General features: G+C 63.1%; 22 protein-coding genes. 14 read left to right on the forward strand and 8 right to left on the reverse strand.

Annotated elements, in window-relative coordinates:
* Window positions 1-5 precede the first annotated feature (5 nt).
* The 7 genes from AC5O5I_RS04485 to hisC all read left to right on the forward strand — a co-directional run bounded on the left by AC5O5I_RS04485 (window position 6) and on the right by hisC (window position 5,826).
* Complete coding sequence (locus tag AC5O5I_RS04485) at window positions 6-653, forward strand: MlaC/ttg2D family ABC transporter substrate-binding protein (RefSeq protein ID WP_172219186.1); 648 nt, start codon at window positions 6-8, stop codon at window positions 651-653.
* Window positions 650-952, forward strand: a complete 303-nt coding sequence (locus AC5O5I_RS04490; RefSeq protein WP_172219188.1) for an STAS domain-containing protein — start codon at window positions 650-652, stop codon at window positions 950-952. The genes AC5O5I_RS04485 and AC5O5I_RS04490 overlap by 4 nt, the downstream gene beginning before the upstream one ends.
* Before the next feature lie 117 nt (window positions 953-1,069).
* The gene (locus AC5O5I_RS04495; protein WP_003255121.1) at window positions 1,070-1,309 is read left to right on the forward strand and encodes a BolA family protein; all 240 of its coding nucleotides are present in this window, start codon (window positions 1,070-1,072) and stop codon (window positions 1,307-1,309) included.
* A 23-nt stretch (window positions 1,310-1,332) separates the two neighbouring features.
* Window positions 1,333-2,598 carry a UDP-N-acetylglucosamine 1-carboxyvinyltransferase gene (gene murA, locus AC5O5I_RS04500; RefSeq protein ID WP_172219190.1) on the forward strand — a complete coding sequence of 422 codons (1,266 nt, stop codon included), beginning with the start codon at window positions 1,333-1,335 and terminating at the stop codon, window positions 2,596-2,598.
* A 91-nt stretch (window positions 2,599-2,689) separates the two neighbouring features.
* Window positions 2,690-3,325 carry an ATP phosphoribosyltransferase gene (gene hisG / locus AC5O5I_RS04505; protein WP_033701084.1) on the forward strand — a complete coding sequence of 212 codons (636 nt, stop codon included), beginning with the start codon at window positions 2,690-2,692 and terminating at the stop codon, window positions 3,323-3,325.
* A gap of 126 nt (window positions 3,326-3,451) precedes the next feature.
* Window positions 3,452-4,777 carry a histidinol dehydrogenase gene (gene hisD, locus AC5O5I_RS04510; protein WP_172219192.1) on the forward strand — a complete coding sequence of 442 codons (1,326 nt, stop codon included), beginning with the start codon at window positions 3,452-3,454 and terminating at the stop codon, window positions 4,775-4,777.
* A 2-nt stretch (window positions 4,778-4,779) separates the two neighbouring features.
* Window positions 4,780-5,826: a histidinol-phosphate transaminase gene (gene hisC, locus AC5O5I_RS04515; protein ID WP_172219194.1), complete on the forward strand. Its 1,047-nt coding sequence runs from the start codon at window positions 4,780-4,782 to the stop codon at window positions 5,824-5,826.
* Between the two features lie 62 nt (window positions 5,827-5,888).
* On the opposite strand, the gene AC5O5I_RS04520 is transcribed toward hisC, so the two are convergent.
* The gene (locus AC5O5I_RS04520) at window positions 5,889-7,073 is read right to left on the reverse strand and encodes an alkaline phosphatase family protein (protein ID WP_494512128.1); all 1,185 of its coding nucleotides are present in this window, start codon (window positions 7,071-7,073) and stop codon (window positions 5,889-5,891) included.
* A 139-nt stretch (window positions 7,074-7,212) separates the two neighbouring features.
* Here AC5O5I_RS04520 and AC5O5I_RS04525 point away from each other — a divergent pair, with 139 nt between their 5' ends.
* From AC5O5I_RS04525 to AC5O5I_RS04540, 4 genes are all read left to right on the forward strand, one after another.
* Window positions 7,213-7,863, forward strand: coding sequence for a FadR/GntR family transcriptional regulator (locus AC5O5I_RS04525; RefSeq protein ID WP_494512129.1), 651 nt, complete (start codon window positions 7,213-7,215; stop codon window positions 7,861-7,863).
* 13 nt (window positions 7,864-7,876) lie between these two features.
* Window positions 7,877-9,157 (forward strand): CynX/NimT family MFS transporter, encoded by a 1,281-nt coding sequence (locus AC5O5I_RS04530; protein WP_172219209.1) that lies wholly within the window; start codon window positions 7,877-7,879, stop codon window positions 9,155-9,157.
* 176 nt (window positions 9,158-9,333) lie between these two features.
* Complete coding sequence (locus AC5O5I_RS04535; protein WP_172219211.1) at window positions 9,334-9,810, forward strand: nuclear transport factor 2 family protein; 477 nt, start codon at window positions 9,334-9,336, stop codon at window positions 9,808-9,810.
* The gene (locus AC5O5I_RS04540) at window positions 9,803-10,096 is read left to right on the forward strand and encodes a GIY-YIG nuclease family protein (protein ID WP_172219213.1); all 294 of its coding nucleotides are present in this window, start codon (window positions 9,803-9,805) and stop codon (window positions 10,094-10,096) included. The genes AC5O5I_RS04535 and AC5O5I_RS04540 overlap by 8 nt, the downstream gene beginning before the upstream one ends.
* Before the next feature lie 25 nt (window positions 10,097-10,121).
* Here AC5O5I_RS04540 and yejK read toward each other — a convergent pair whose 3' ends face one another.
* A complete protein-coding gene (gene yejK, locus AC5O5I_RS04545; RefSeq protein WP_172219215.1) occupies window positions 10,122-11,129 on the reverse strand; it encodes a nucleoid-associated protein YejK in 1,008 nt (335 codons plus the stop codon).
* A 370-nt stretch (window positions 11,130-11,499) separates the two neighbouring features.
* Between yejK and AC5O5I_RS04550 the strand changes: the two genes are divergently transcribed.
* The gene (locus AC5O5I_RS04550) at window positions 11,500-11,781 is read left to right on the forward strand and encodes an HU family DNA-binding protein (protein WP_003255106.1); all 282 of its coding nucleotides are present in this window, start codon (window positions 11,500-11,502) and stop codon (window positions 11,779-11,781) included.
* 50 nt (window positions 11,782-11,831) lie between these two features.
* On the opposite strand, the gene rlmF is transcribed toward AC5O5I_RS04550, so the two are convergent.
* The 5 genes from rlmF to AC5O5I_RS04575 all read right to left on the reverse strand — a co-directional run bounded on the left by rlmF (window position 11,832) and on the right by AC5O5I_RS04575 (window position 18,298).
* Entirely contained in the window at window positions 11,832-12,782 is a 951-nt protein-coding gene (rlmF, locus tag AC5O5I_RS04555; RefSeq protein ID WP_172219217.1) for a 23S rRNA (adenine(1618)-N(6))-methyltransferase RlmF, read from the reverse strand.
* A 117-nt stretch (window positions 12,783-12,899) separates the two neighbouring features.
* Window positions 12,900-15,746, reverse strand: coding sequence for a valine--tRNA ligase (locus AC5O5I_RS04560; RefSeq protein WP_172219226.1), 2,847 nt, complete (start codon window positions 15,744-15,746; stop codon window positions 12,900-12,902).
* A 209-nt stretch (window positions 15,747-15,955) separates the two neighbouring features.
* A complete protein-coding gene (locus tag AC5O5I_RS04565) occupies window positions 15,956-16,321 on the reverse strand; it encodes a DNA polymerase III subunit chi (RefSeq protein WP_172219228.1) in 366 nt (121 codons plus the stop codon).
* 5 nt (window positions 16,322-16,326) lie between these two features.
* The gene (locus AC5O5I_RS04570) at window positions 16,327-16,755 is read right to left on the reverse strand and encodes a DNA polymerase III subunit chi (RefSeq protein WP_172219230.1); all 429 of its coding nucleotides are present in this window, start codon (window positions 16,753-16,755) and stop codon (window positions 16,327-16,329) included.
* A gap of 49 nt (window positions 16,756-16,804) precedes the next feature.
* A complete protein-coding gene (locus tag AC5O5I_RS04575; RefSeq protein ID WP_494512130.1) occupies window positions 16,805-18,298 on the reverse strand; it encodes a leucyl aminopeptidase in 1,494 nt (497 codons plus the stop codon).
* A gap of 301 nt (window positions 18,299-18,599) precedes the next feature.
* Here AC5O5I_RS04575 and lptF point away from each other — a divergent pair, with 301 nt between their 5' ends.
* Window positions 18,600-19,715 carry an LPS export ABC transporter permease LptF gene (gene lptF, locus AC5O5I_RS04580; protein ID WP_172219234.1) on the forward strand — a complete coding sequence of 372 codons (1,116 nt, stop codon included), beginning with the start codon at window positions 18,600-18,602 and terminating at the stop codon, window positions 19,713-19,715.
* Entirely contained in the window at window positions 19,708-20,769 is a 1,062-nt protein-coding gene (gene lptG / locus AC5O5I_RS04585; RefSeq protein ID WP_172219236.1) for an LPS export ABC transporter permease LptG, read from the forward strand. The genes lptF and lptG overlap by 8 nt, the downstream gene beginning before the upstream one ends.
* Before the next feature lie 89 nt (window positions 20,770-20,858).
* Here lptG and AC5O5I_RS04590 read toward each other — a convergent pair whose 3' ends face one another.
* On the reverse strand, window positions 20,859-21,347 hold the full coding sequence (locus AC5O5I_RS04590) for an RDD family protein (RefSeq protein ID WP_172219238.1): 489 nt from the start codon (window positions 21,345-21,347) through the stop codon (window positions 20,859-20,861).
* Between the last annotated feature and the right edge of the window lie 35 nt (window positions 21,348-21,382).

The following is a 21,382-nucleotide window of genomic DNA, read 5'->3' on the forward strand; positions in this document are numbered from 1 at the left end:
TTTCCATGATTTCGATCCTGCGACGTGGCCTGCTGGTCCTGCTGGCGGCTTTCCCTTTGCTGGCGTTGGCCGCCCAAACGCCTCATGACGTGGTTCAGAGCACGACCAACGAGTTGCTTGGTGACCTCAAGGCCAACAAGGAACAGTACAAGTCCAACCCCAGTGCTTTCTATGATTCCCTGAATCGTATCCTCGGCCCGGTGGTGGACGCAGACGGTATTTCCCGCAGCATCATGACCGTCAAGTACTCGCGCAAGGCCACCCCGGAGCAGATGCAGCGCTTCCAGGAAAACTTCAAGCGCAGCCTGATGCAGTTCTATGGCAACGCGCTGCTGGAGTACAACAACCAGGGTATCGTGGTTGATCCGGCCAAGGCCGATGACGGCAAGCGTGCCAGTGTCGGCATGAAGGTTACCGGCAACAACGGTGCCGTGTACCCGGTGCAGTACACCCTGGAGAACATCTCCGGCGAGTGGAAGGTGCGTAACGTCATCGTCAACGGCATCAATATCGGCAAGCTGTTCCGCGACCAGTTTGCCGACGCCATGCAGCGCAACGGCAACGACCTGGACAAGACCATCGATGGCTGGGCCGGCGAAGTGGCCAAGGCCAAGCAGACCGCCGACAGCTCGCCAGAGAAGACCGTCAAATGAGTGAAGCCGCTGTAAGCATGGCCGAGCCGGGCGTGCTGCGCCTGGCCGGTGTGCTGGACTATCGCAGCGGGCCGGCCCTGCGCAAGCAGGGCAAGGCACTGATCGCGGCCAGCGCTGAGGCACAGCTGGTGCTCGATTGCACGGCGGTGCAGCACTCCACCAGCGTCGGCCTTTCGCTGCTGCTGGCATTCGTGCGTGACGCCCAGGCCGCCGGCAAGGGCTGCCTGGTACGTGGCATGCCCGACGACATGCGGGAAATTGCCGGGGTCTATGACCTCGATGAAGTGCTGGCAACCTGATGGCCCGGCACGGATGATGGCCCCTCGGTCAGCGAAGCCCTCGTTGGGCTTCGCAGGCGAGGGGCTTTTTTGTATGATGGCCGACCCGTGCGCATCGGGCGCCGATTGAGGTTGAGCATGCAGGCCGTAGAAGTTAAAAGCTTCCTTGAAGAAAAATTGCCCGGTTCCCGGGTCGAAGTTGAAGGCGAAGGCTGCAACTTCCAGTTGAACGTGATCAGCGACGAGTTGGCTGGCCTGAGCCCGGTCAAACGTCAGCAGGCGATCTATGCTCACCTGAACCCGTGGATCGCCAATGGCAGCATCCATGCGGTAACCATGAAATTTTTCAGCAGCGCAGCCTGGGCTGAGCGCACCTGAGCCAACTTGGCGGCGAGACTCCAATGGACAAACTGATTATTACTGGCGGCCCTCGTCTTGACGGCGAGATCCGCATTTCGGGCGCGAAGAACGCAGCCCTGCCGATCCTGGCAGCGACCCTGCTGGCTGACGGCCCGGTAACCGTGGGCAACCTGCCACACCTGCACGACATCACCACCATGATCGAGCTGTTCGGTCGCATGGGCATCGAGCCTGTGATCGACGAAAAGCTCGCGGTGGAGATCGACCCACGCACCATCAAGACCCTGGTCGCGCCGTATGAGCTGGTCAAGACCATGCGCGCCTCGATCCTGGTGCTGGGCCCGATGGTCGCCCGTTTCGGCGAGGCCGAAGTGGCCCTGCCAGGCGGTTGCGCCATTGGCTCGCGCCCGGTCGACCTGCACATCCGCGGCCTTGAGGCCATGGGTGCGAAGATCGATGTCGAAGCCGGCTACATCAAGGCCAAGGCGCCTGAGGGTGGCCTGCGCGGTGCGCACTTCTTCTTCGACACCGTCAGCGTGACCGGTACCGAGAACATCATGATGGCCGCTGCCTTGGCCAAAGGCCGCAGCGTGCTGCAGAACGCTGCGCGCGAGCCTGAAGTGGTCGATCTGGCCAACTTCATCAACGCCATGGGCGGCAAGGTTCAAGGCGCGGGTACCGACACCATCACCATCGATGGCGTAGAGCGCCTGCACTCGGCCACCTATCGCGTGATGCCGGACCGTATCGAAACCGGTACCTACCTGGTTGCCGCTGCCGTGACCGGTGGCCGCGTCAAGGTCAAGGACACTGACCCGACCATCCTTGAAGCCGTGCTGGAAAAGCTCAAGGAAGCGGGCGCCGACATCAATACCGGCGAAGACTGGATCGAACTGGACATGCACGGCAAGCGGCCCAAAGCCGTCAACCTGCGTACCGCACCGTACCCGGCCTTCCCGACCGACATGCAGGCGCAGTTCATCTCGCTGAACGCCATCGCCGAAGGCACTGGCGCGGTGATCGAGACCATCTTTGAAAACCGCTTCATGCATGTGTACGAAATGCACCGCATGGGCGCGCAGATCCAGGTCGAAGGCAACACGGCCATCGTCACTGGCGTCAAGACGCTGAAGGGTGCCCCGGTAATGGCAACCGACCTGCGTGCTTCCGCCAGCCTGGTGCTGTCTGCGCTGGTGGCCGAAGGCGACACCCTGATCGATCGCATCTACCACATTGACCGTGGTTACGAGTGCATCGAAGAAAAACTGCAGATGCTCGGCGCGAAAATCCGCCGCGTACCGGGCTAGTAGCCCGCTGGTGCAAGGATGCACCTGATGAATTGAATGCGGTCGGGCTCAACGCCCGGCCGGCAGTAGCCGCTTAAGGACCGACGTTCCAATGTTGACCATCGCGCTTTCCAAAGGCCGTATTCTCGACGACACCCTGCCATTGCTGGCCGAGGCCGGTATTGTACCGACCGAGAACCCGGACAAGAGCCGCAAGCTGATCATCCCCACCACGCAGGACGACGTGCGCCTGCTGATCGTGCGTGCCACCGACGTGCCAACCTACGTCGAGCATGGTGCCGCCGACCTTGGCGTGGCCGGCAAGGACGTGCTGATGGAATACGGCGGCCAGGGCCTGTACGAGCCCCTGGACCTGCAGATTGCCTGCTGCAAGCTGATGACCGCTGGCGTGGTGGGTGCACCCGAGCCCAAGGGCCGTCTGCGGGTGGCCACCAAGTTCGTCAACGTAGCCAAGCGCTACTACGCCGAACAGGGCCGCCAGGTCGATATCATCAAGCTGTACGGCTCGATGGAGCTGGCGCCGCTGATCAACCTCGCCGACAAGATCATCGACGTGGTCGACACTGGCAACACCCTGCGTGCCAACGGCCTCGAACCCCAGGAAATGATCGCCACGATCAGCTCGCGCCTAGTGGTCAACAAGGCCTCGATGAAAATGCAGCACGCCCGTATCCAGAGCCTGATCGACACCCTGCGTAAAGCTGTCGAATCGCGACACCGCGGCTGACTCCTGAGCGCGACCTTCGCTGTCGCGCCCGTCTATCCGCGTCATAGCCACTTTTCTCGGGTGCCCGCGCGGATGGACTGGTAGCCTAGGGCGCCTGAGCATTCGCTAATAATCGAGGCCCTCGCCATGACCGTGTCCACTGCAATTGCCCGTCTCAACGCTGCTGATCCGGATTTCGCCCGACATCTGGATCATCTGCTGAGCTGGGAAAGTGTGTCCGATGACGCGGTCAACCAGCGCGTGCTCGACATCATCAAGGCCGTGCGCGAGCGCGGCGATGCGGCGCTGGTGGAGTTCACCCAGCGTTTTGACGCTGTTGCCGCCACCTGTATCGATGACCTGATCCTCGGCCGTGAGCGTCTGGAGCTGGCCCTGACCCGCATCACCGCGGCCCAGCGCGAAGCGTTGGAAAAGGCCGCCAACCGTGTGCGCATGTACCACGAGCGGCAAAAGCAGGACTCCTGGCAGTACACCGAAGCCGACGGCACTGTGCTTGGCCAGAAGGTGACACCGCTGGACCGCGCCGGCCTGTATGTGCCTGGCGGCAAGGCGTCGTACCCGTCGTCGGTGTTGATGAACGCCATTCCGGCCAAGGTCGCCGGCGTGCCGGAAGTGGTGATGGTGGTGCCGACCCCGCGTGGCGAGGTCAATGAGCTGGTGCTGGCGGCTGCCTGCATCGCCGGTGTCGACCGGGTGTTCACCGTCGGTGGCGCCCAGGCCGTGGCTGCACTGGCCTACGGCACCGAAAGCGTGCCACAGGTAGACAAGATCGTCGGCCCCGGCAACATCTATGTCGCCACCGCCAAGCGCCACGTGTTCGGCCAGGTCGGTATCGACATGATTGCCGGCCCGTCGGAAATCCTCGTGGTATGCGACGGCCAGACCGACCCGGACTGGATCGCCATGGACCTGTTCTCCCAGGCCGAGCACGACGAAGACGCCCAGGCCATCCTGGTCAGCCCGGATGCCGGTTTCCTCGACCGCGTTGCTGCCAGCATCGACAAGCTGATGCCAACCATGGAGCGTGCCGAAATCATCGAGAAGTCGATCAATGGCCGCGGTGCGCTGATCCAGGTGCGTGACATGCAGCAGGCGATCGAAGTGGCCAACCGCATCGCACCGGAGCACCTGGAGCTGTCGGTGGCCGACCCGCAGGCTTGGCTGCCGCACATCCGCCATGCCGGCGCGATCTTCATGGGCCGCCACACCAGCGAAGCGCTGGGTGACTACTGTGCCGGCCCCAACCACGTATTGCCTACCTCGGGCACCGCGCGGTTCTCGTCGCCACTGGGGGTGTATGACTTCCAGAAGCGTTCGTCGATCATCTTCTGCTCCGAGCAGGGCGCGTCCGAGCTGGGCCACACTGCATCGGTGCTGGCCCGTGGCGAGTCGCTGACCGCCCACGCCCGCAGTGCTGAATACCGCATCCTGACCCAAGAGAAGGGGAACTGAGCATGAGTCGATTCTGGAGCCCCTTCGTCAAGGACCTGGTGCCTTACGTGCCGGGCGAGCAGCCCAAACTGGCCCGCCTGGTCAAGCTGAACACCAACGAAAACCCCTACGGCCCGTCGCCCAAGGCGCTGGAGGCCATGCGCGCCGAGCTGAACGACAATCTGCGCCTTTATCCAGACCCGAACGGCGACCGGCTCAAGCAGGCGGTGGCCGAGTATTACGGCGTGACTGCGGCGCAAGTATTTGTCGGCAATGGCTCGGACGAAGTGCTGGCGCACATCTTCCACGGCCTGTTCCAGCACGATGCCCCGCTGCTGTTCCCGGACATCAGCTACAGCTTCTACCCGGTTTACTGCGGCCTGTACGGTATCGCCTTCGAACAGGTGGCGCTGGACGAGCAGTTCCAGATCCGCATTGGTGACTACAACAAGCCCAACGCCGGCATCATCTTCCCCAACCCCAACGCGCCGACTGGCTGCCTGATGCCGTTGCAGGCGGTGGAGCAGCTGCTGCAAGCCAACCGTGATTCGGTGGTGGTGGTGGATGAGGCCTATATCGATTTTGGTGGCGAAACAGCCATCAGCCTGGTGGACCGCTACGACAATCTGCTGGTCACCCAGACCTTGTCGAAATCGCGCTCGCTGGCCGGCCTGCGGGTTGGTCTGGCAGTGGGTCACCCGGACCTGATCGAGGCGCTGGAGCGGATCAAGAACAGCTTCAACTCTTATCCGCTGGACCGTGCGGCGATCGTCGGTGCTGCGGTGGCGTTCGAGGACCGCGAGTACTTCGAGGCTACCTGTCGCAAGGTGATCGACAGTCGCGAAGTGCTGGTTGGTCAATTGCAGGCCAAAGGTTTCGACGTGCTGCCATCGGCGGCCAACTTTATCTTTGCCCGTCACCCGCAGCAGGACGCCGCTGAGCTGGCGGCCCGTTTGCGCGAGCAAGGGGTGATCGTGCGCCACTTCAAGCAGCAGCGTATTGCCCAGTTCCTGCGGATCACCATTGGCACGCCGGAGATGAACCAGGCGCTGCTTGATGCGTTGAACTGACGGCAGTCCCTGTGGCAGCGGCCTTGCACGCCAATCGTGACGCAAGGCCGCTGCAACGGTGTTCAATAGCCGCTTTCTTCGATGACAACCGCCTTGGGCTCTGGCCTGTTGCGTACCGCCGCCGGTGTTCCGTCGAGCACCAGCACATAGTCGTTCTGCTGCTTCATCCCCTCCGGATCGCGCCATTGCCCGCCTGCGGCCGGCACCTGCGCCACCACATGCCCGTTCTTCAAAATGCTCAGATGGCCGCTGGCGTTACTGTTCCAGCGCAGCTGCCCTTTGCTTTCATCCGCCCGTGCCTTGCGCACCCCGGTGTTTCCCAGCAAGGGCGTCCCGTCCAGTAACCAGTCCGGCTGCAGTTTCAACCCCATGTGGCGCAATAGGGTCGGTGCAACCGAGGTTTGCGCGGGCAGGCTGTACAGGTGGTTCGGGCCGGGGTTTTCCGCAGGAATGCCGGGTTGCGTAAACTCCTGGTTCAGCGGCTTGTTGCTGGCGATGAAGATGGTCTTTTCCTGTTCCGACAGCCCGCCGTGGCTTTTGCCCCAGTAGTCGCGGCCATGGTCGGTGCTGACCATCACCAGCCAGTCTTCCTGCGGATACCTGCGCCGCCGCTCATCGACCTTGTCCAGCAACTGGCCAATCTGGTTGTCGACCTTGCGCAGCGCGCGCTGGTAACGATCACCAAAACCTCTGTCGTGGCCGGCCTGGTCCGGTTCGTCGAGCTGGATGAAGGTGAAGTCCGCGGGCGTGTTGCCAAGGATCTGCAGCGTACGCTCGATCACCTGCTCATCCGATAAACCACTTTCACGCACATCTGCGCCATGCGCATCTTCCAGCATGAATGCCGTATTCAGCGGCGACCAGTTGACCACGCTGGCCAGGTAGGCGTTGGGCATGGCCAGGCGCAGCCGCCTGAACAGGCTGGGGAACGCCCGGTCAACCCGCAATGATTCGTCGTTGGAGGTAACGCCATGCTTGTTGCTCCACACGCCGGTCAGCAGCGTCACCCAGCCTGGGCCGCTCAGGGTCGGCTGCTCGCTGCCCCTGCCGTTGATCCCGCCAGCGTAGGCTTTGCCGTAATACAGCCGCTGCCTTAGGTGGGTGGCGTCACCCAGCAGCAGGTATCGCTCCAGTTGCACACCGTCCAGGCCAATGAACAAAGCCTTCGGGCGGCTGCGCTGTTGCGCCGGATCACAACCGGGCAGCAAGGTGAGGAACAGCAATAGCAGCAGGCTCGCTCGTCGCATGCAAAGGCATCCTTGAAGGTATGCTGCGAGCGTTGCAACAAAGCGTATTCTCCACAACTGGCAAAAATGACAGGTGGTTTACGCCATTGACCCGGATCCAGTAAGCTGCAGCAATTCATCGGATGATTGGTTGAGTGGGATGGGTACAGAGCTGACCAGGCGTTCCTTGGTCGAATTGGCTGTGGAATCTATGCGCGAGCGCATTCTGCAGGGCGACTGGCAGGTAGGGCAGCGTCTGCCAACCGAGCCGGAACTGGCCTTGCAGCTTGGCATCAGCCGCAATACCGTGCGCGAAGCCATGCGGGTGCTGGCCTTCAGCGGCCTGGTGGAAATCCGTCAAGGCGACGGCAGCTACCTGCGCACCGCCCAGGAGCCGCTGCAAGCGGTGCAGGCGATGTCGCGCTGCAGTGCCGAGCAGGCCCGGGAAACCCGCCATATCCTGGAAACCGAAGCGATTGGCCTGGCGGCCCTGCGCCGTACCGCTGCCGACCTGCAAGCACTGCGCGATGCCTTAGGCAGCAGTGCCGGGCATTTTCATGGTGATGTCGACGCTTATGTGGCCTGCGACCTGGTGTTTCACCAACGGCTGGTAGATGCCGCTCACAACCCGGCGTTAAGTGAGCTGTACCGCTACTTTTCCGGGGTGGTCGCTGCCGCGCTGCAGCAGAACATGGCGACCGTGCCGCGTTGCCAGGCCACGTTCGACCTGCATGGACAGATCCTCGACGCCATCGAGCAACGCGACGCGGAGCGGGCCAAGCGCCTGAGCCGTACCCTCATCGAATCCTGACCCCGAGAAGGCCATGGCTGAATCCATCACTCGCAATACCCCGCCCGACCCGCGCGATCTCGATGAGCTGCTGATCGACGCTGAAGCCGACGACGAGCAGGTCCAGCAACAGCCGGTGCTGCTGCGCAGGCCCTGGTTGCTGTTGCTCGGCCTGGTGCTGGTGGCCTTGAACCTGCGTCCGGCGTTGTCGAGCATGGCGCCGGTGCTGGGCCAGGTCTCCGAAGGCCTGGGGCTGAGTGCGTCGCAGGCAGGCTTGCTGACCACCTTGCCGGTGCTGTGCCTGGGCTTGTTCGCCCCGCTGGCGCCGCTGCTGGCGCGGCGCTTTGGCAGTGAGCGAGTGATCGTGGGCATTCTGCTCACCTTGGCGCTGGGGATTGTCGTGCGCAGTACCCTGGGGGCCGCCGGGGTTTTCCTTGGTAGCCTGATGGCGGGAGCCAGCATCGGTATCATCGGCGTGCTGCTGCCCGGTATCGTCAAGCGCGATTTCCCCCAGCACGCTGGCACCCTGACTGGCGTGTACACCATGGCGCTATGCCTGGGCGCGGCCATGGCTGCCGGGGCTACTGTGCCCCTGGCGCAGCATTTCGACGACAGCTGGGCGGTGGGGCTGGGCTTCTGGGTGCTCCCGGCCTTGCTGGCCATGCTGGTGTGGCTGCCACAGGCCCGTCAGGGGCATGGCTTGCACAAAGTAGCCTACCGGGTGCGCGGCCTGTGGCGTGACCCCTTGGCCTGGCAGGTGACCCTGTACATGGGGCTGCAGTCGTCGCTGGCCTACATAGTATTTGGCTGGTTGCCATCGATCCTGATCGGCCGCGGCCTGAGCCCTACAGAGGCGGGGCTGGTGCTGTCGGGGTCGGTGATCGTGCAATTGGTCAGTTCCCTCAGCGCACCCTGGCTGGCGACCCGCGGCAAGGATCAGCGCCTGGCGATCGTGATGGTCATGCTGATCACCTTGGCGGGCTTGTTCGGTTGCCTGTACGCGCCGATTTCGGGGCTATGGGGTTGGGCGGTGGTGCTGGGCCTGGGGCAGGGGGGGACCTTTGCCCTGGCGCTGACCCTTATCGTGCTGCGTTCGAAAGATGCTCATGTGGCGGCGAACCTGTCGAGCATGGCTCAAGGCGTAGGTTACACCTTGGCGTCCATGGGGCCGTTTGCAGTAGGGCTGGTACATGACATGACCGGCGGCTGGGCGGCGGTGGGCTGGATTTTTGCCGTGCTGGGGATTGGCGCCATCGTGTTCGGGTTGGGTGCCGGGCGTGCTTTGCATGTGCAGGTGACCAGCGAGAGGGTTTGAGGAAAATGTTGGCAGTGCCGGCCTCTTCGCGGGTAAACCCGCTCCCACAGAATCTGTGCCTGCTCTGGGCCTGTCACTTTCCTGTGGGAGCGGGTTTACCCGCGAAGAGGCCGGCACTGGCGTAAGCCGTCGGGGCAGATTATCGTGCTGCTTTCGATCCCAGCACGGACCCGCCCATGAGCGACGCCAACCGCGACCTGATCACCCGTTTCTACCAGGCCTTCCAGCGCCTGGACGCCGAGGCCATGGTGGCCTGCTACAGCGATGATGTCGTTTTCAGCGACCCGGTCTTCGGCACCCTGCGCGGCAAGGACGCGGGTGACATGTGGCGCATGCTCACCAGCCGTGCCACAGACTTCACCCTTGCGTTCGACAGCGTCCGCGCCGACGAACGTGGTGGTGGTGCGCACTGGGTGGCGACTTACCTGTTCAGCCAGACCGGCCGTGTCGTGGTCAATGACATCCAGGCGCGCTTTGTGATTCGTGATGGGTTGATCTGCCAGCACGACGACAGCTTCGATCTGTGGCGCTGGTCACGGCAAGCGCTGGGCGTGCCCGGGGTGCTGCTCGGCTGGTCGCCGCTGGTGCAGAACAAGGTCCGCCAGCAAGCGTTCAAGGGCCTGCGGGCATTTCAGCAGGCCCGTGGTGAGTGAGGTCGTCGTGCATGCCATAGGCAAACCCTGGTTTGTCTATCTGGTACGGGCGGCGAATGGTTCGTTGTATTGCGGTATCAGTGACGACCCGCAGCGGCGCTTTGCCGCGCACCAGAAGGGGCGGGGGGCGCGGTACTTCAAGACCAGCCCGGCCCAGGCGCTGGTGTATGTGGAGCAGTGGCCGGACAAGGGTGAGGCGTTGCGGCAGGAGCGGCTGGTGAAGCGGCTGCGCAAGTCGGCGAAGGAGGCGTTGGTCGCCTCCTATGATGCTTCTTGCATGATTTAGGGCTGCAAGGCAGCCCCCAGGGCCATCAGTCCTTGCGTCGTTTCAACTGGTCCACCAAGGTGGTCGGCAGCCCTTTGATGATCAAGGTCCCGGCTTCCTCGTCATACTCCACCTTGTCCCCCAGCAGATGCGCCTCGAAGCTGATCGACAGCCCTTCGGCGCGCCCGGTAAAGCGGCGAAACTGGTTAAGGGTGCGTTTATCCGCAGGGATTTCCGGCGACAGGCCGTAATCCTTGTTGCGGATGTGATCGTAGAACGCCTTGGGGCGGTCCTCGTCAATCAGGCTCGACAGCTCTTCCAGGGTCACCGGTTCGCCCATCTTGGTCTGCGCAGTGGCGTACTCGACCAGGGTCTGGGTCTTTTCGCGCGCGGACTCTTCGGGCAAGTCCTCGCTCTCGACAAAATCACTGAAGGCCTTGAGCAGGGTGCGGGTTTCACCCGGGCCATCAACGCCTTCCTGGCAGCCGATGAAGTCGCGGAAATACTCCGAGACCTTCTTGCCGTTCTTGCCTTTGATGAACGAGATGTACTGCTTGGAATTCTGGTTGTTCTTCCACTCCGACAAATTGATGCGCGCCGCCAGGTGCAGTTGGCCCAGGTCAAGATGGCGCGAAGGCATTACGTCCAGTTCGGCGTTTACCGCCACACCCTCGCTGTGGTGCAGCAGGGCGATTGCCAGGTATTCGGTCATGCCTTGCTGATAGTGGGCAAACAGGATGTGGCCACCGGTGGACAGGTTCGACTCCTCCATCAGCTTTTGCAGATGCTCCACGGCCACGCGACTGAACGCGGTGAAGTCTTTCTCCTTTTCCAGGTATTGCTTCAGCCAGCCGCTCAGCGGGTACGCACCAGACTCGCCGTGGAAAAAGCCCCAGGCCTTGCCTTGCTTGGCGTTATAGCTGTCGTTGAGGTCGGTCAGCAGGTTTTCGATGGCATCGGAAGCGGCCAGTTCGTTATCGCGGGCATGCAGCACGGCGGGGCTGCCATCAGGCTTTTTGTCGATCAGGTGAACGATGCAATGACGGATTGGCATGGGATTCTCGGCGAGCTGCAAAAGTCGTCAAGTTTAACCCAGACACAAGGTGGTGCAGTGGCCGGATGTTGGCAGAAATGCCGGTTGTTCGTTTTTTGTTCAAATTTGTGCGATTAAGGCTAAAACCCCCGAAAAACCTGCATTAAATCGAAGTGCGCAGCGGATATTTATCCGTTCCTGTGGTAGCTTTGCGCGGTCTTGTGCACCTCGTGTGGCGCATTGCTGGCAGCGTGCTGTCGTCGTGTCGAACCAAACGCCGATTTACGTATCTAGATACGGGATTGGCGCGGCCCTCCACTTACAGGGGCTGGCCCGATAACGTCGTAGTTCGCTGCATAACCATCGAATTTGATAGGGAAGGAACATCACCATGGCATTGACCAAAGACCAACTGATTGCCGACATCGCCGAATCGATCGCCGCGCCAAAAGCCACCGCCAAAAACGCGCTGGAGCAACTGGGCCAGATCGTTGCCGACCAGCTGGAAAACGGCGCTGAAATCACTCTGCCAGGCATCGGCAAGCTGAAAGTCTCCGAGCGTCCTGCCCGTACCGGCCGCAACCCTTCGACTGGCGCTGCCATCGAAATCGCTGCCAAGAAAGTCGTCAAGTTCGTACCAGCCAAAGTGCTGACCGACGCTATCAACAAGTAATTGTTGACGCTTTGACGAAACCGCGCCCGGCTTGCCCGGGCGCGGTTTTTTCATGCCTGTGATTTACTGCGGGTGCGCCAGGCCTGGCGCGCAGCGTCGTCATGGAAGCTCCAGGCGACCATGCGGCTCTGCTTCTGCCCTTGGCCCATTTCGACAATGCGCACGGCCTTGGCGCCGGCCTTCTTGAGTGCAGCCTCGATCCCCGGCAGATTGCTGGCCTTGGACACCAGGCTGGTGAACCAGAGTACCTGCTCGGCGTATTGCACGCTTTCTCCCGCGAGCTGGGTAACGAAGCGGATTTCGCCGCCCTCGCACCACAGCTCGTTGTTCTGGCCACCGAAGTTCAGCACCGGCAGCTTGCGCTTGGGGTCCTGCTTGCCAAGGTTCTTCCACTTGCGCTGGCTGCCACGAGTGGCTTCATCGCGCGAGGCATGGAAGGGCGGGTTGCACAGGGTCAGGTCGAAGCGTTCGTCGTCCTGCAGCAGGCCGGTGAGGATGTGCGCCCGCTTGGCCTGCTGGCGCAGGGTGATGGCCTTGGCCAGGCCATTGGCCTGGATGATGGCCTTGGCCGAGGCCAGGGCTACCGGGTCGATGTCCGAACCGAGGAAACGCCAACGGTAGTCGCTGTGGCCCAGCAGCGGGTAGATGCAGTTGGCTCCTACGCCAACGTCCAGTACGCGCACCTGGGCGCCTTTGGGGATTTCACCGGCGTTATCGTCAGCCAGCAGGTCGGCGGCCACGTGGATGTAGTCGGCGCGGCCGGGGATCGGTGGGCACAGATAATCGGCCGGAATGTCCCAGTGCTGGATGCCGTACTGGGCCTTGAGCAGGGCGCGGTTGAACACCCGCACGGCTTCGGGGTTGGCGAAGTCGATGCTGGGTTTGCCGTGTGGGTTGGTGATGGTGAACCGCGCCAGGTCAGGGTGGGCCTTGATCAGGCTGGGGAAGTCGTAGCGGCCCTGGTGGCGGTTGCGCGGGTGCAGGGTGGGTTTTTCGGTCATGGTCGGATCCTGAAAAGCATCGCCGGCAAGCCGGCTCCCACAGGTACGGTGCTTTCCTGTGGGAGCCGGCTTGCCGGCGATGGGCTGCGCAGCAGCCCGCTATGGCTTCACTTTTGGTTACAGCGCTGCAATCCGCGCATGCTGCTCGGTGAAGTTGGCCAGGGCCTGTTCGGACTCGGCCAGCTTGGCGCGCTCTTTCTCGATCACCGCAGGCGGTGCCTTGTCGACGAAGGCCGCGTTGGACAGCTTGCCACCGACACGCTGGACTTCGCCTTGCAGGCGCTGGATTTCCTTGTTCAGGCGCGCCAGCTCGGCATCCTTGTCGATCAGCCCGGCCATCGGCACCAGTACCTGCAGGTCACCTACCAGGGCGGTGGCCGACAGCGGCGCTTCGTCGGCATCGCTCAGTACCGTGAACGACTCGACCTTGGCCAGCTTCTTCAGCAGTGCCTCGTTTTCCTGCAGGCGGCGCTGGTCGTCGGCGTTGGCGTTCTTCAGGAACAGCGGCAGCGGCTTGCCCGGGCCAATGTTCATTTCGGCGCGGATGTTGCGCAGGCCGACCATCAGCTCTTTGAGCCACTCGATGTCGCCTTCGGCAGCGGCGTCGATGCGAGCTTCATTGGCCACTGGCCACGGCTGCAGCATGATGGTCTTGCCTTCGATGCCGGCCAGCGGCGCGATGCGCTGCCAGATTTCTTCAGTGATGAACGGCATGAACGGGTGCGCCAGGCGCAGCGCCACTTCCAGCACGCGCACCAGGGTGCGACGGGTGCCACGGGCGCGCTCGACCGGGGCATTCTCGTCCCACAGTACGGGCTTGGACAGCTCCAGGTACCAGTCGCAGTACTGGTTCCAGATGAACTCGTACAGCGCCTGGCTGGCCAGGTCGAAGCGGAACTGCTCCAGCTGGCGGGTCACTTCGGCTTCGGTGCGCTGCAACTGCGAGATGATCCAGCGGTCAGCCAGCGACAGCTCGTAGGCTTCGCCGTTCTGGCCGCAGTCCTCGCCCTTGTCCAGGACGTAGCGGGCGGCGTTCCAGATCTTGTTGCAGAAGTTGCGGTAGCCTTCGACGCGGCCCATGTCGAACTTGATGTCGCGGCCGGTCGAGGCGAGCGAGCAGAAGGTGAAGCGCAGGGCGTCGGTGCCGTAGCTGGCGATACCTTCGGGGAACTCGGCCTTGGTCTGCTTGGCGATCTTCTCGGCAAGCTTTGGCTGCATCATGCCGCTGGTGCGTTTCTCCAGCAGGGCGTCGAGGGTGATGCCGTCGACGATGTCCAGCGGGTCCAGCACGTTGCCCTTGGACTTGGACATCTTCTGGCCCTGGCCGTCACGCACCAGGCCGTGCACGTACACGGTCTTGAACGGTACTTGCGGAGTGCCGTCCTCGTTCTTGATCAGGTGCATGGTCAGCATGATCATGCGCGCAACCCAGAAGAAGATGATGTCGAAGCCAGTCACCAGTACATCGGTGGAGTGGAACTTCTTGAGGAACTCGGTCTGCTCCGGCCAGCCCAGGGTGGAGAAGGTCCACAGGCCCGAACTGAACCAGGTGTCGAGCACGTCGTCGTCCTGGCGCAGGACCACGTCGGCGCCCAGGTTGTGCTTGGCGCGCACCTCTTGCTCGTTGCGGCCGACATACACCTGGCCGGCCTCGTCGTACCACGCCGGGATACGGTGGCCCCACCACAGCTGGCGGCTGATGCACCAGTCCTGGATGTCACGCATCCAGGAGAAGTACATGTTTTCGTACTGCTTGGGCACGAACTGGATGCGGCCATCTTCCACTGCAGCGATGGCAGGTTCTGCCAGCGGCTTGGTGGAGACGTACCACTGGTCGGTCAGCCACGGCTCGATCACGGTGCCCGAACGGTCGCCCTTCGGCACTTTCAGAGCGTGGTCGTCGATGCTCACCAGCAAACCTTGGGCGTCCAGGTCGGCGACGATCTGCTTGCGCGCGACGAAGCGGTCAAGATTGGCGTACTGGGCCGGCAGGCTGGTGTCGACCTGCTCGTTGATGCTGCCGTCGAGGTTGAACGCCTGGGCGCTGGCCAGCACGAAGGCGTTCTTGTCGAAGATGTTCAGCAGCGGCAGGTTGTGGCGCTTGCCGACTTCGTAGTCGTTGAAGTCGTGGGCCGGGGTGATCTTCACGCAGCCGGTACCGAACTCGGGGTCGCAGTAGTCGTCGGCGATGATCGGGATGCGGCGGCCGACCAGGGGCAGTTCGACGAACTTGCCAATCAGTGCCTGGTAGCGTTCGTCACCTGGGTTGACCGCAACGGCGGCGTCACCCAGCAGGGTTTCCGGACGGGTGGTGGCAACGACCAGGTAGTCCTTGCCTTCGGCGGTCTTGGCGCCGTCGGCCAGCGGGTAGCGCAGGTTCCACAGGTGGCCTTTCTCGTCGTGGTTCTCCACTTCGAGGTCGGAGATGGCCGTGTGCAGCTTGGTGTCCCAGTTGACCAGGCGCTTGCCGCGGTAGATCAGGCCGTCCTCGTGCAGGCGCACGAAGGCTTCCTTGACCGCTTCGGACAGGCCGTCGTCCATGGTGAAGCGCTCGCGGCTCCAGTCTACCGACGAGCCCAGGCGACGGATCTGACGGCTGATGTTGCCGCCGGACTGGTCCTTCCATTCCCAGACCTTGTCCAGGAACTTTTCGCGGCCCAGGTCATGGCGGTTCTGGCCCTTGGCCTCGAGCTGGCGCTCGACCAGCATCTGGGTGGCGATACCGGCGTGGTCGGTGCCTGGCTGCCACAGGGTGTCACGGCCTTGCATGCGGCGGAAACGGATCAGGGCGTCCATGATCGCGTTGTTGAACCCGTGGCCCATGTGCAGGCTGCCGGTCACGTTCGGCGGCGGGATCATGATGGTGTAGGACTCGCCTGCACCTTGTGGGGCGAAATAGTTCTCGGACTCCCAGGTGTTGTACCAGGAAGTTTCGATGGCGTGCGGCTGGTAGGTCTTATCCATGCGCGGCGGGACCCTGTGCATTAATTCGGGAAAGCCGGGAAGTATAACCAAGCTGGGGGCCGCAGGCGACAAGCTGCTGCTATCTGGCAAGGCAGGCATGGCCTCTTCGCGGGTAAACCCGCTCCCACAGGTACAGCACCGCCTTCAGGCCTGTGGTGATCCTGTGGGAGCGGGTTCACCCGCGAAGCAGGCGACACCGATGTCCTGTTTTACTCGGAACGCGTGATCAACCGCTCGATGCGCGCATCCAGCCGGCGCTTGATCTCGTTTTCGATATGCGGGGTGAAGTCGTTGATCACGTCCTGCATGATCATCTGCGCCGCCGCACGCAGCTCGCTTTCCAGGTGCAGCAGGGTGTCCTGGCGGCGGGTCTGCGAGTCTTCTGCAGGCACTGCGGCAACCGTTTCGGGCGGCGCTGGCACATTGCCGGCGGGCTCATTCAGCAGCAACGGGATCTGCTCGACCGTCTCGGTCAGCAGCGGCGGTTGCAGGTCGGCATCGCCAAGCAGCTGGCGGATCGACTCGAGGTCATCGAGCAGGTGGGCGGAGTCGGGCAGGGAGGAGGGCTTGTCCATCGTCGTCAAAGTCGCTGTAAGCGGTGGTCTTGCAGAGCATAGCCCTGTTCACGGTAGAAACGGAATCGCTCACGCGCCGATTGGCGAATGCCAGGCTCTTCGATCACGATCTCGGCTACCCGCTCGAACTGGCCGACGAACCCCGGCACGCTGGCGCCCAGGTTGATCAGCAGGTCGCGGTGCTCGCCCGCGCTGTCCGCCAGGCCCAGGGCCACGCCAGCATCGCCATGCACCTCGGCGAGGTCGTGGGGCACGAAGGCCTCGCCCCGGAAGCGCCAAAGGCGCTGGTCCAGTTCGTCGCGCTGTTCGGCATCCTGGCAGTGCAGATAGACCCGGTGGCCGAGGCGCCAGGCCTTGTCGCACAGCTTGCAGGCGAAATCGAGCCGCGCTGACAGCGAGTCGGTGGGCAGGATGTAGAAATCGACTTTGCTCATGGTGGTATCGCCAGCCGGTGGCGCGCAAGGCACCACCGGCTTCATGGCGTCATGCGCCAGCGCGGTCCAGCAGGTACTGGGTCAGCAGGGGCACCGGGCGGCCAGTGGCGCCCTTGTCCTTGCCACCGCTGACCCAGGCGGTACCGGCGATGTCCATGTGCGCCCAGTTGTAGGCCTTGGCGAAGCGCGACAGGAAGCAGCCGGCAGTGATGGTGCCGGCCTTGGGCCCGCCGATGTTGCCCATGTCGGCGAACGGGCTGTCCAGTTGCTCCTGGTACTCGTCGAACAGCGGCAGCTGCCAGGCACGGTCGTCGGCGCGCTTGCCGGCGTCGAGCAGTTGGCCGACCAGCTCGTCGTTGTTGCCCATCAGGCCGCTGGTGTGGCTGCCCAGGGCGACGATGCAGGCGCCGGTCAGGGTGGCGATGTCGATCACCGCCTGCGGCTTGAAGCGCTCGGCGTAGGTCAGGGTGTCGCACAGCACCAGGCGGCCTTCGGCGTCGGTGTTGAGGATTTCGACGGTTTGCCCGCTCATGGTGGTGACGATGTCGCCTGGGCGGGTGGCGCCGCCGCTTGGCATGTTTTCGGCGCATGCCAGCAGGCACACCAGGTTGATCGGCAGCTGCAGCTCGAGCACCGCGCGCAGGGTGCCGAACACACTGGCAGCGCCGCACATGTCGTACTTCATCTCGTCCATGCCGGCGCCTGGCTTGAGGCTGATGCCGCCGGTGTCGAAGGTGATGCCCTTGCCGACCAGCACGAACGGCTTGTCGGCCTTCTTGGCGCCCTGGTAATTGAGCACGATCAGGCGTGGCGGCTGGTCACTGCCCTGGCCGACGGCGTAGAACGCGCCCATGCCCAGGTCCTTGATCTTCTTCTCGTCCAGCACCTCGACCTTCAGGCCCTTGTGCGCCTTGCCCAGTTCCTTGGCCTGCTCGGCCAGGAAGCTTGGGTGGCACAGGTTGGGCGGCAGGTTGCCCAGGTCGCGGGTGAAGGCCATGCCGGTGGCAATCGCGCTGGCGTGTTGCACGGCGCGCTCGACTTCGGCCTGGCCGGCCTTGTCAGCCAGCAGGGTGACCTTTTTCAGGGCACGTGGCTCGACCTTTTGGCTTTTGAAGCGGTCGAACACGTACTCGCCGTCCAGCAGGGTCTCGGCCAGCAGGCGGTACTTGCCGTAGTGGGCGTCACGGTTGCTGACGGCGATGTCATCCAGGGCCAGCATTGCGTCGGCGCCGTTCAGGCCCTTGAGCACGCCGGCGACGCTGGCCACCAGTTTGCGCCAGGCACGGTCGCCCAAGGCGTCGTCCTTGCCACAGCCCACCAGCAGCACGCGCTCGGCTTTCAGGCCTGGCAGGCTGTGCAGCAACAGGGTCTGGCCTGGCTTGCCGGCCAGGTCGCCGCGCTTGAGCACGGCGCTGATGGCGCCTTCGCAGGCTTGGTCGACAGCCTTGGCAACTGCGCCGAGCTTGCGGTTTTCACCTACTGCGATGACCAGAGTGGCGGTTTTTACGGATGCAGCAGCTACGCTTTTTACAACCAGTTCCATGTCAGGATCCCCGAATGATCGATACGAATGGCGCTGTGTGTTCCAGCGCTCTGCGCGGGCCTGGCCGCGTCGTCGCGCGCCAGCGGAAAAGCTGCCAGTTTGAGCCTGCGGCAAGCGTGCTGACAACCCCGTCATGCACGTTAACGCGCGGCCAAGTGACAGGGGCGGTCAATCACAGGATAATGCGCGCACTTTACATGGAGGTTCGCCTTTGGCGAACCGGCATCGGTCTAGGCTGTAGCAAGTCATTGTCTGGCGCCATTGCATGGCAGTCCGCCCTGACAACCCAGGAGTGTCTGGTTTGATCGTCTTTCGTTATCTGTCCCGCGAGGTCCTGGTGACCTTGAGCGCCGTCAGCGCTGTGCTGCTGGTGATCATCATGAGCGGGCGCTTCATCAAGTACCTGGCCCAGGCTGCCCAGGGCGTGCTCGACCCGGGCGTGCTGTTCCTGATCATGGGCTTCCGTCTGCCAGGCTTCCTGCAACTGATCCTGCCGCTGGGGCTGTTCCTCGGCATTCTCCTGGCTTACGGGCGCCTGTACCTGGAAAGCGAGATGACCGTGCTCTCGGCCACCGGCATGAGCCAGCAGCGCTTGCTGGGCATGACCATGGCGCCGGCGGCGCTGGTTGCCCTGCTGGTCGCCTGGCTGAGCCTGAGCCTGGCGCCGCTGGGCGTGGCTCAGGTGCAGCAGATCATCAGCCAGCAGGATGCCCTGACCGAGTTCGATACCCTGGTGCCGGGCCGCTTCCAGACCCTGCGCGACGGTTCGCGGGTGACCTACACCGAACAGCTGTCGGATGATCGCGTCAACCTGGGCGGTGTGTTCATCTCCGAGAAGCGCTTCAACCAGGACAAGACCAAGGACCGCGCCCCCTCGGTACTGGTCGCCGAAAAAGGCCACCAGGAAATCCAGGCCGACGGCAACCGCTACCTGGTACTGGAAAACGGCTACCGCTATGACGGCAACCCGGGCCAGGCCGACTACCGCGCCATCAAGTACGACACCTACGGTGTACTGCTGCCCAAGCCGGAAGTCAGCGAGGAAGTGACCGAACGCGAAGCCATCCCGACCCTGGATCTGTTCGGCAAGACCGACCTGCGTGAGCGCGCCGAGCTGCAATGGCGGCTGTCGCTGCCCATCCTGGTGTTCGTCGTTACCCTGCTGGCAGTACCGCTGTCCCGGGCCAACCCGCGCCAGGGCCGGTTCCTCAAGCTGTTGCCGGCAATTCTCCTGTACATGGCCTACCTGACAATGCTGATTTCCGTACGCGGCGCCCTCGAGAAGGGCAAACTGCCGATCGCCCTAGGCATGTGGTGGGTCCACGGCCTGTTCCTGCTGATCGGCCTGGGCCTGATGTACTGGGAACCCCTGCGCCTGAAACGCGCCGCCCGTCGTGCGGAGGTGGCCCATGGCTAAGCTTGACCGCTACATCGGCCAGAGCGTGCTGATGGCAATTCTGGCGGTGCTGGGCATCATTCTCGGCCTGGCCTCGCTGTTCGCGTTCATCGACGAGATGAGCGACCTGAGTGACACCTACACGCTGATGGAGGCGGTCAACTTTGTTCTGCTGACCGCCCCGCGGCGGCTGTACGACATGCTGCCCATGGCGGCCCTGATCGGCTGCCTGATCGGCCTGGGCAGCCTGGCCAGCAGCAGCGAGCTGACCATCATGCGTGCCGCCGGGGTTTCCATCGGCCGCATCGTCTGGGCGGTGATGAAGCCGATGCTGGTGCTGATGCTGGTCGGCCTGCTGATCGGCGAATACGTGGCCCCGGTGACCGAGAACAAGGCCCAGGCCGATCGTTCCCTGGCCCAGGGCGGTGGTGAAGCGCAGAGCTCCAAGCGCGGCATGTGGCACCGCCAAGGTGAGGAATTCGTGCACATCAACGCCGTGCAGCCCAACGGCCTGCTGCTGGGCGTGACCCGCTACCGCTTTGACAGCGAGCGCAAGATCGTTACCTCGAGCTTCGCCCGGCGTGCCCAGTACAATGACGATCACTGGATGCTCAGCGATGTCAGCACCACGTTCTTCCGCGGTGACCACACCGAAGTGGTGAAGGCGCCCGACGAGCGCTGGGATGTTTCGCTTACCCCGCAGTTGCTGAACACCGTGATCCTCGCCCCTGAATCGCTGTCGATCACCGGGCTGTGGGACTACATTCACTACCTGTCCGACCAGGGCCTGAACAATGCCCGTTACTGGCTGGCGTTCTGGACCAAGGTGCTGCAGCCGATGGTGACCGCTGCGCTGGTGCTGATGGCGATTTCCTTCATCTTCGGCCCGCTGCGTTCGGTAACGCTCGGCCAGCGCGTGTTCACCGGCGTGCTGGTGGGCTTCGTGTTCCGCATTGCCCAGGACCTGCTAGGGCCATCGAGCCAGGTGTTCGGCTTCCCGCCGCTGCTGGCGGTGGTGATACCGGCGGGGGTCTGTGCCCTGGCCGGTGTCTGGCTGTTGCGCCGGGCAGGTTGATTGCCTTAGCGGTACAAAATAGCCGACCTCAGGGTCGGCTTTTTTGTGGCTGATGCCCTATCGCCGGAGCAGGCAACACAAGGCTCAAGTCACTTCTTCTGCTTCGGCACCCGCACCAGCTGGCTTTCCGAATAGATGTCATGCCACCCGCGCTTGCGCTTGTCGATCAACGCCCAGAAAAACCCCAGCCCCAGGCATAGCCACGAGGCGATCGACACCACGAAGCGCAACAGTGCCTGCCACAGGCTGATCGCCGAGCCATCGGCATTCTGCACCCGCACGCCCCACACCTGCATGCCCAGGGTCTGCCCGCCATGGGTCCAGAACTTGGCAAAGAAGCCGAACAAGGCGAACAGCAGCACCGTCGATAGCAGCGGGTCACCATCCAGTGCGCCAGCCTCGGTCAGCTCGCGCATGCGCGCTTCGCCAATGATTGCCATCTGGATCAGCTTGTAGGCGCCGGCGGTAACGATCAGCAGCGCAGTACACAGCAGGAAATCGTAGAACATCGCAGCCAGACGCCGGCCAAGGCCAACGGGCGGGAATTCACCCTGCGGGAGAAGGTGACGGGTAGGCATATGCGTGGCAGCTCCGGATGGCAAAGGCTCATTCT

The organism is Pseudomonas sp. 9_2_1, from assembly GCF_059295275.1.

Bases quoted from the DNA above. Each gene is read 5' to 3' on its own strand.
- hisD (WP_172219192.1), top strand. From the start codon at position 3,452: ATGACCGTGTCCACTGCAATTGCCCGTCTCAACGCTGCTGATCCGGAT.
- AC5O5I_RS04495 (WP_003255121.1), top strand. From the start codon at position 1,070: ATGCAGGCCGTAGAAGTTAAAAGCTTCCTTGAAGAAAAATTGCCCGGT.
- AC5O5I_RS04550 (WP_003255106.1), top strand. From the start codon at position 11,500: ATGGCATTGACCAAAGACCAACTGATTGCCGACATCGCCGAATCGATC.
- AC5O5I_RS04570 (WP_172219230.1), bottom strand. From the start codon at position 16,755: ATGAGCAAAGTCGATTTCTACATCCTGCCCACCGACTCGCTGTCAGCG.
- AC5O5I_RS04590 (WP_172219238.1), bottom strand. From the start codon at position 21,347: ATGCCTACCCGTCACCTTCTCCCGCAGGGTGAATTCCCGCCCGTTGGC.
- AC5O5I_RS04490 (WP_172219188.1), top strand. From the start codon at position 650: ATGAGTGAAGCCGCTGTAAGCATGGCCGAGCCGGGCGTGCTGCGCCTG.
- AC5O5I_RS04530 (WP_172219209.1), top strand. From the start codon at position 7,877: ATGGCTGAATCCATCACTCGCAATACCCCGCCCGACCCGCGCGATCTC.
- AC5O5I_RS04575 (WP_494512130.1), bottom strand. From the start codon at position 18,298: ATGGAACTGGTTGTAAAAAGCGTAGCTGCTGCATCCGTAAAAACCGCC.
- AC5O5I_RS04485 (WP_172219186.1), top strand. From the start codon at position 6: ATGATTTCGATCCTGCGACGTGGCCTGCTGGTCCTGCTGGCGGCTTTC.
- AC5O5I_RS04565 (WP_172219228.1), bottom strand. From the start codon at position 16,321: ATGGACAAGCCCTCCTCCCTGCCCGACTCCGCCCACCTGCTCGATGAC.
- AC5O5I_RS04520 (WP_494512128.1), bottom strand. From the start codon at position 7,073: ATGCGACGAGCGAGCCTGCTGCTATTGCTGTTCCTCACCTTGCTGCCC.
- AC5O5I_RS04525 (WP_494512129.1), top strand. From the start codon at position 7,213: ATGGGTACAGAGCTGACCAGGCGTTCCTTGGTCGAATTGGCTGTGGAA.
- yejK (WP_172219215.1), bottom strand. From the start codon at position 11,129: ATGCCAATCCGTCATTGCATCGTTCACCTGATCGACAAAAAGCCTGAT.
- hisC (WP_172219194.1), top strand. From the start codon at position 4,780: ATGAGTCGATTCTGGAGCCCCTTCGTCAAGGACCTGGTGCCTTACGTG.
- hisG (WP_033701084.1), top strand. From the start codon at position 2,690: ATGTTGACCATCGCGCTTTCCAAAGGCCGTATTCTCGACGACACCCTG.
- AC5O5I_RS04560 (WP_172219226.1), bottom strand. From the start codon at position 15,746: ATGGATAAGACCTACCAGCCGCACGCCATCGAAACTTCCTGGTACAAC.
- rlmF (WP_172219217.1), bottom strand. From the start codon at position 12,782: ATGACCGAAAAACCCACCCTGCACCCGCGCAACCGCCACCAGGGCCGC.
- lptG (WP_172219236.1), top strand. From the start codon at position 19,708: ATGGCTAAGCTTGACCGCTACATCGGCCAGAGCGTGCTGATGGCAATT.
- murA (WP_172219190.1), top strand. From the start codon at position 1,333: ATGGACAAACTGATTATTACTGGCGGCCCTCGTCTTGACGGCGAGATC.
- AC5O5I_RS04535 (WP_172219211.1), top strand. From the start codon at position 9,334: ATGAGCGACGCCAACCGCGACCTGATCACCCGTTTCTACCAGGCCTTC.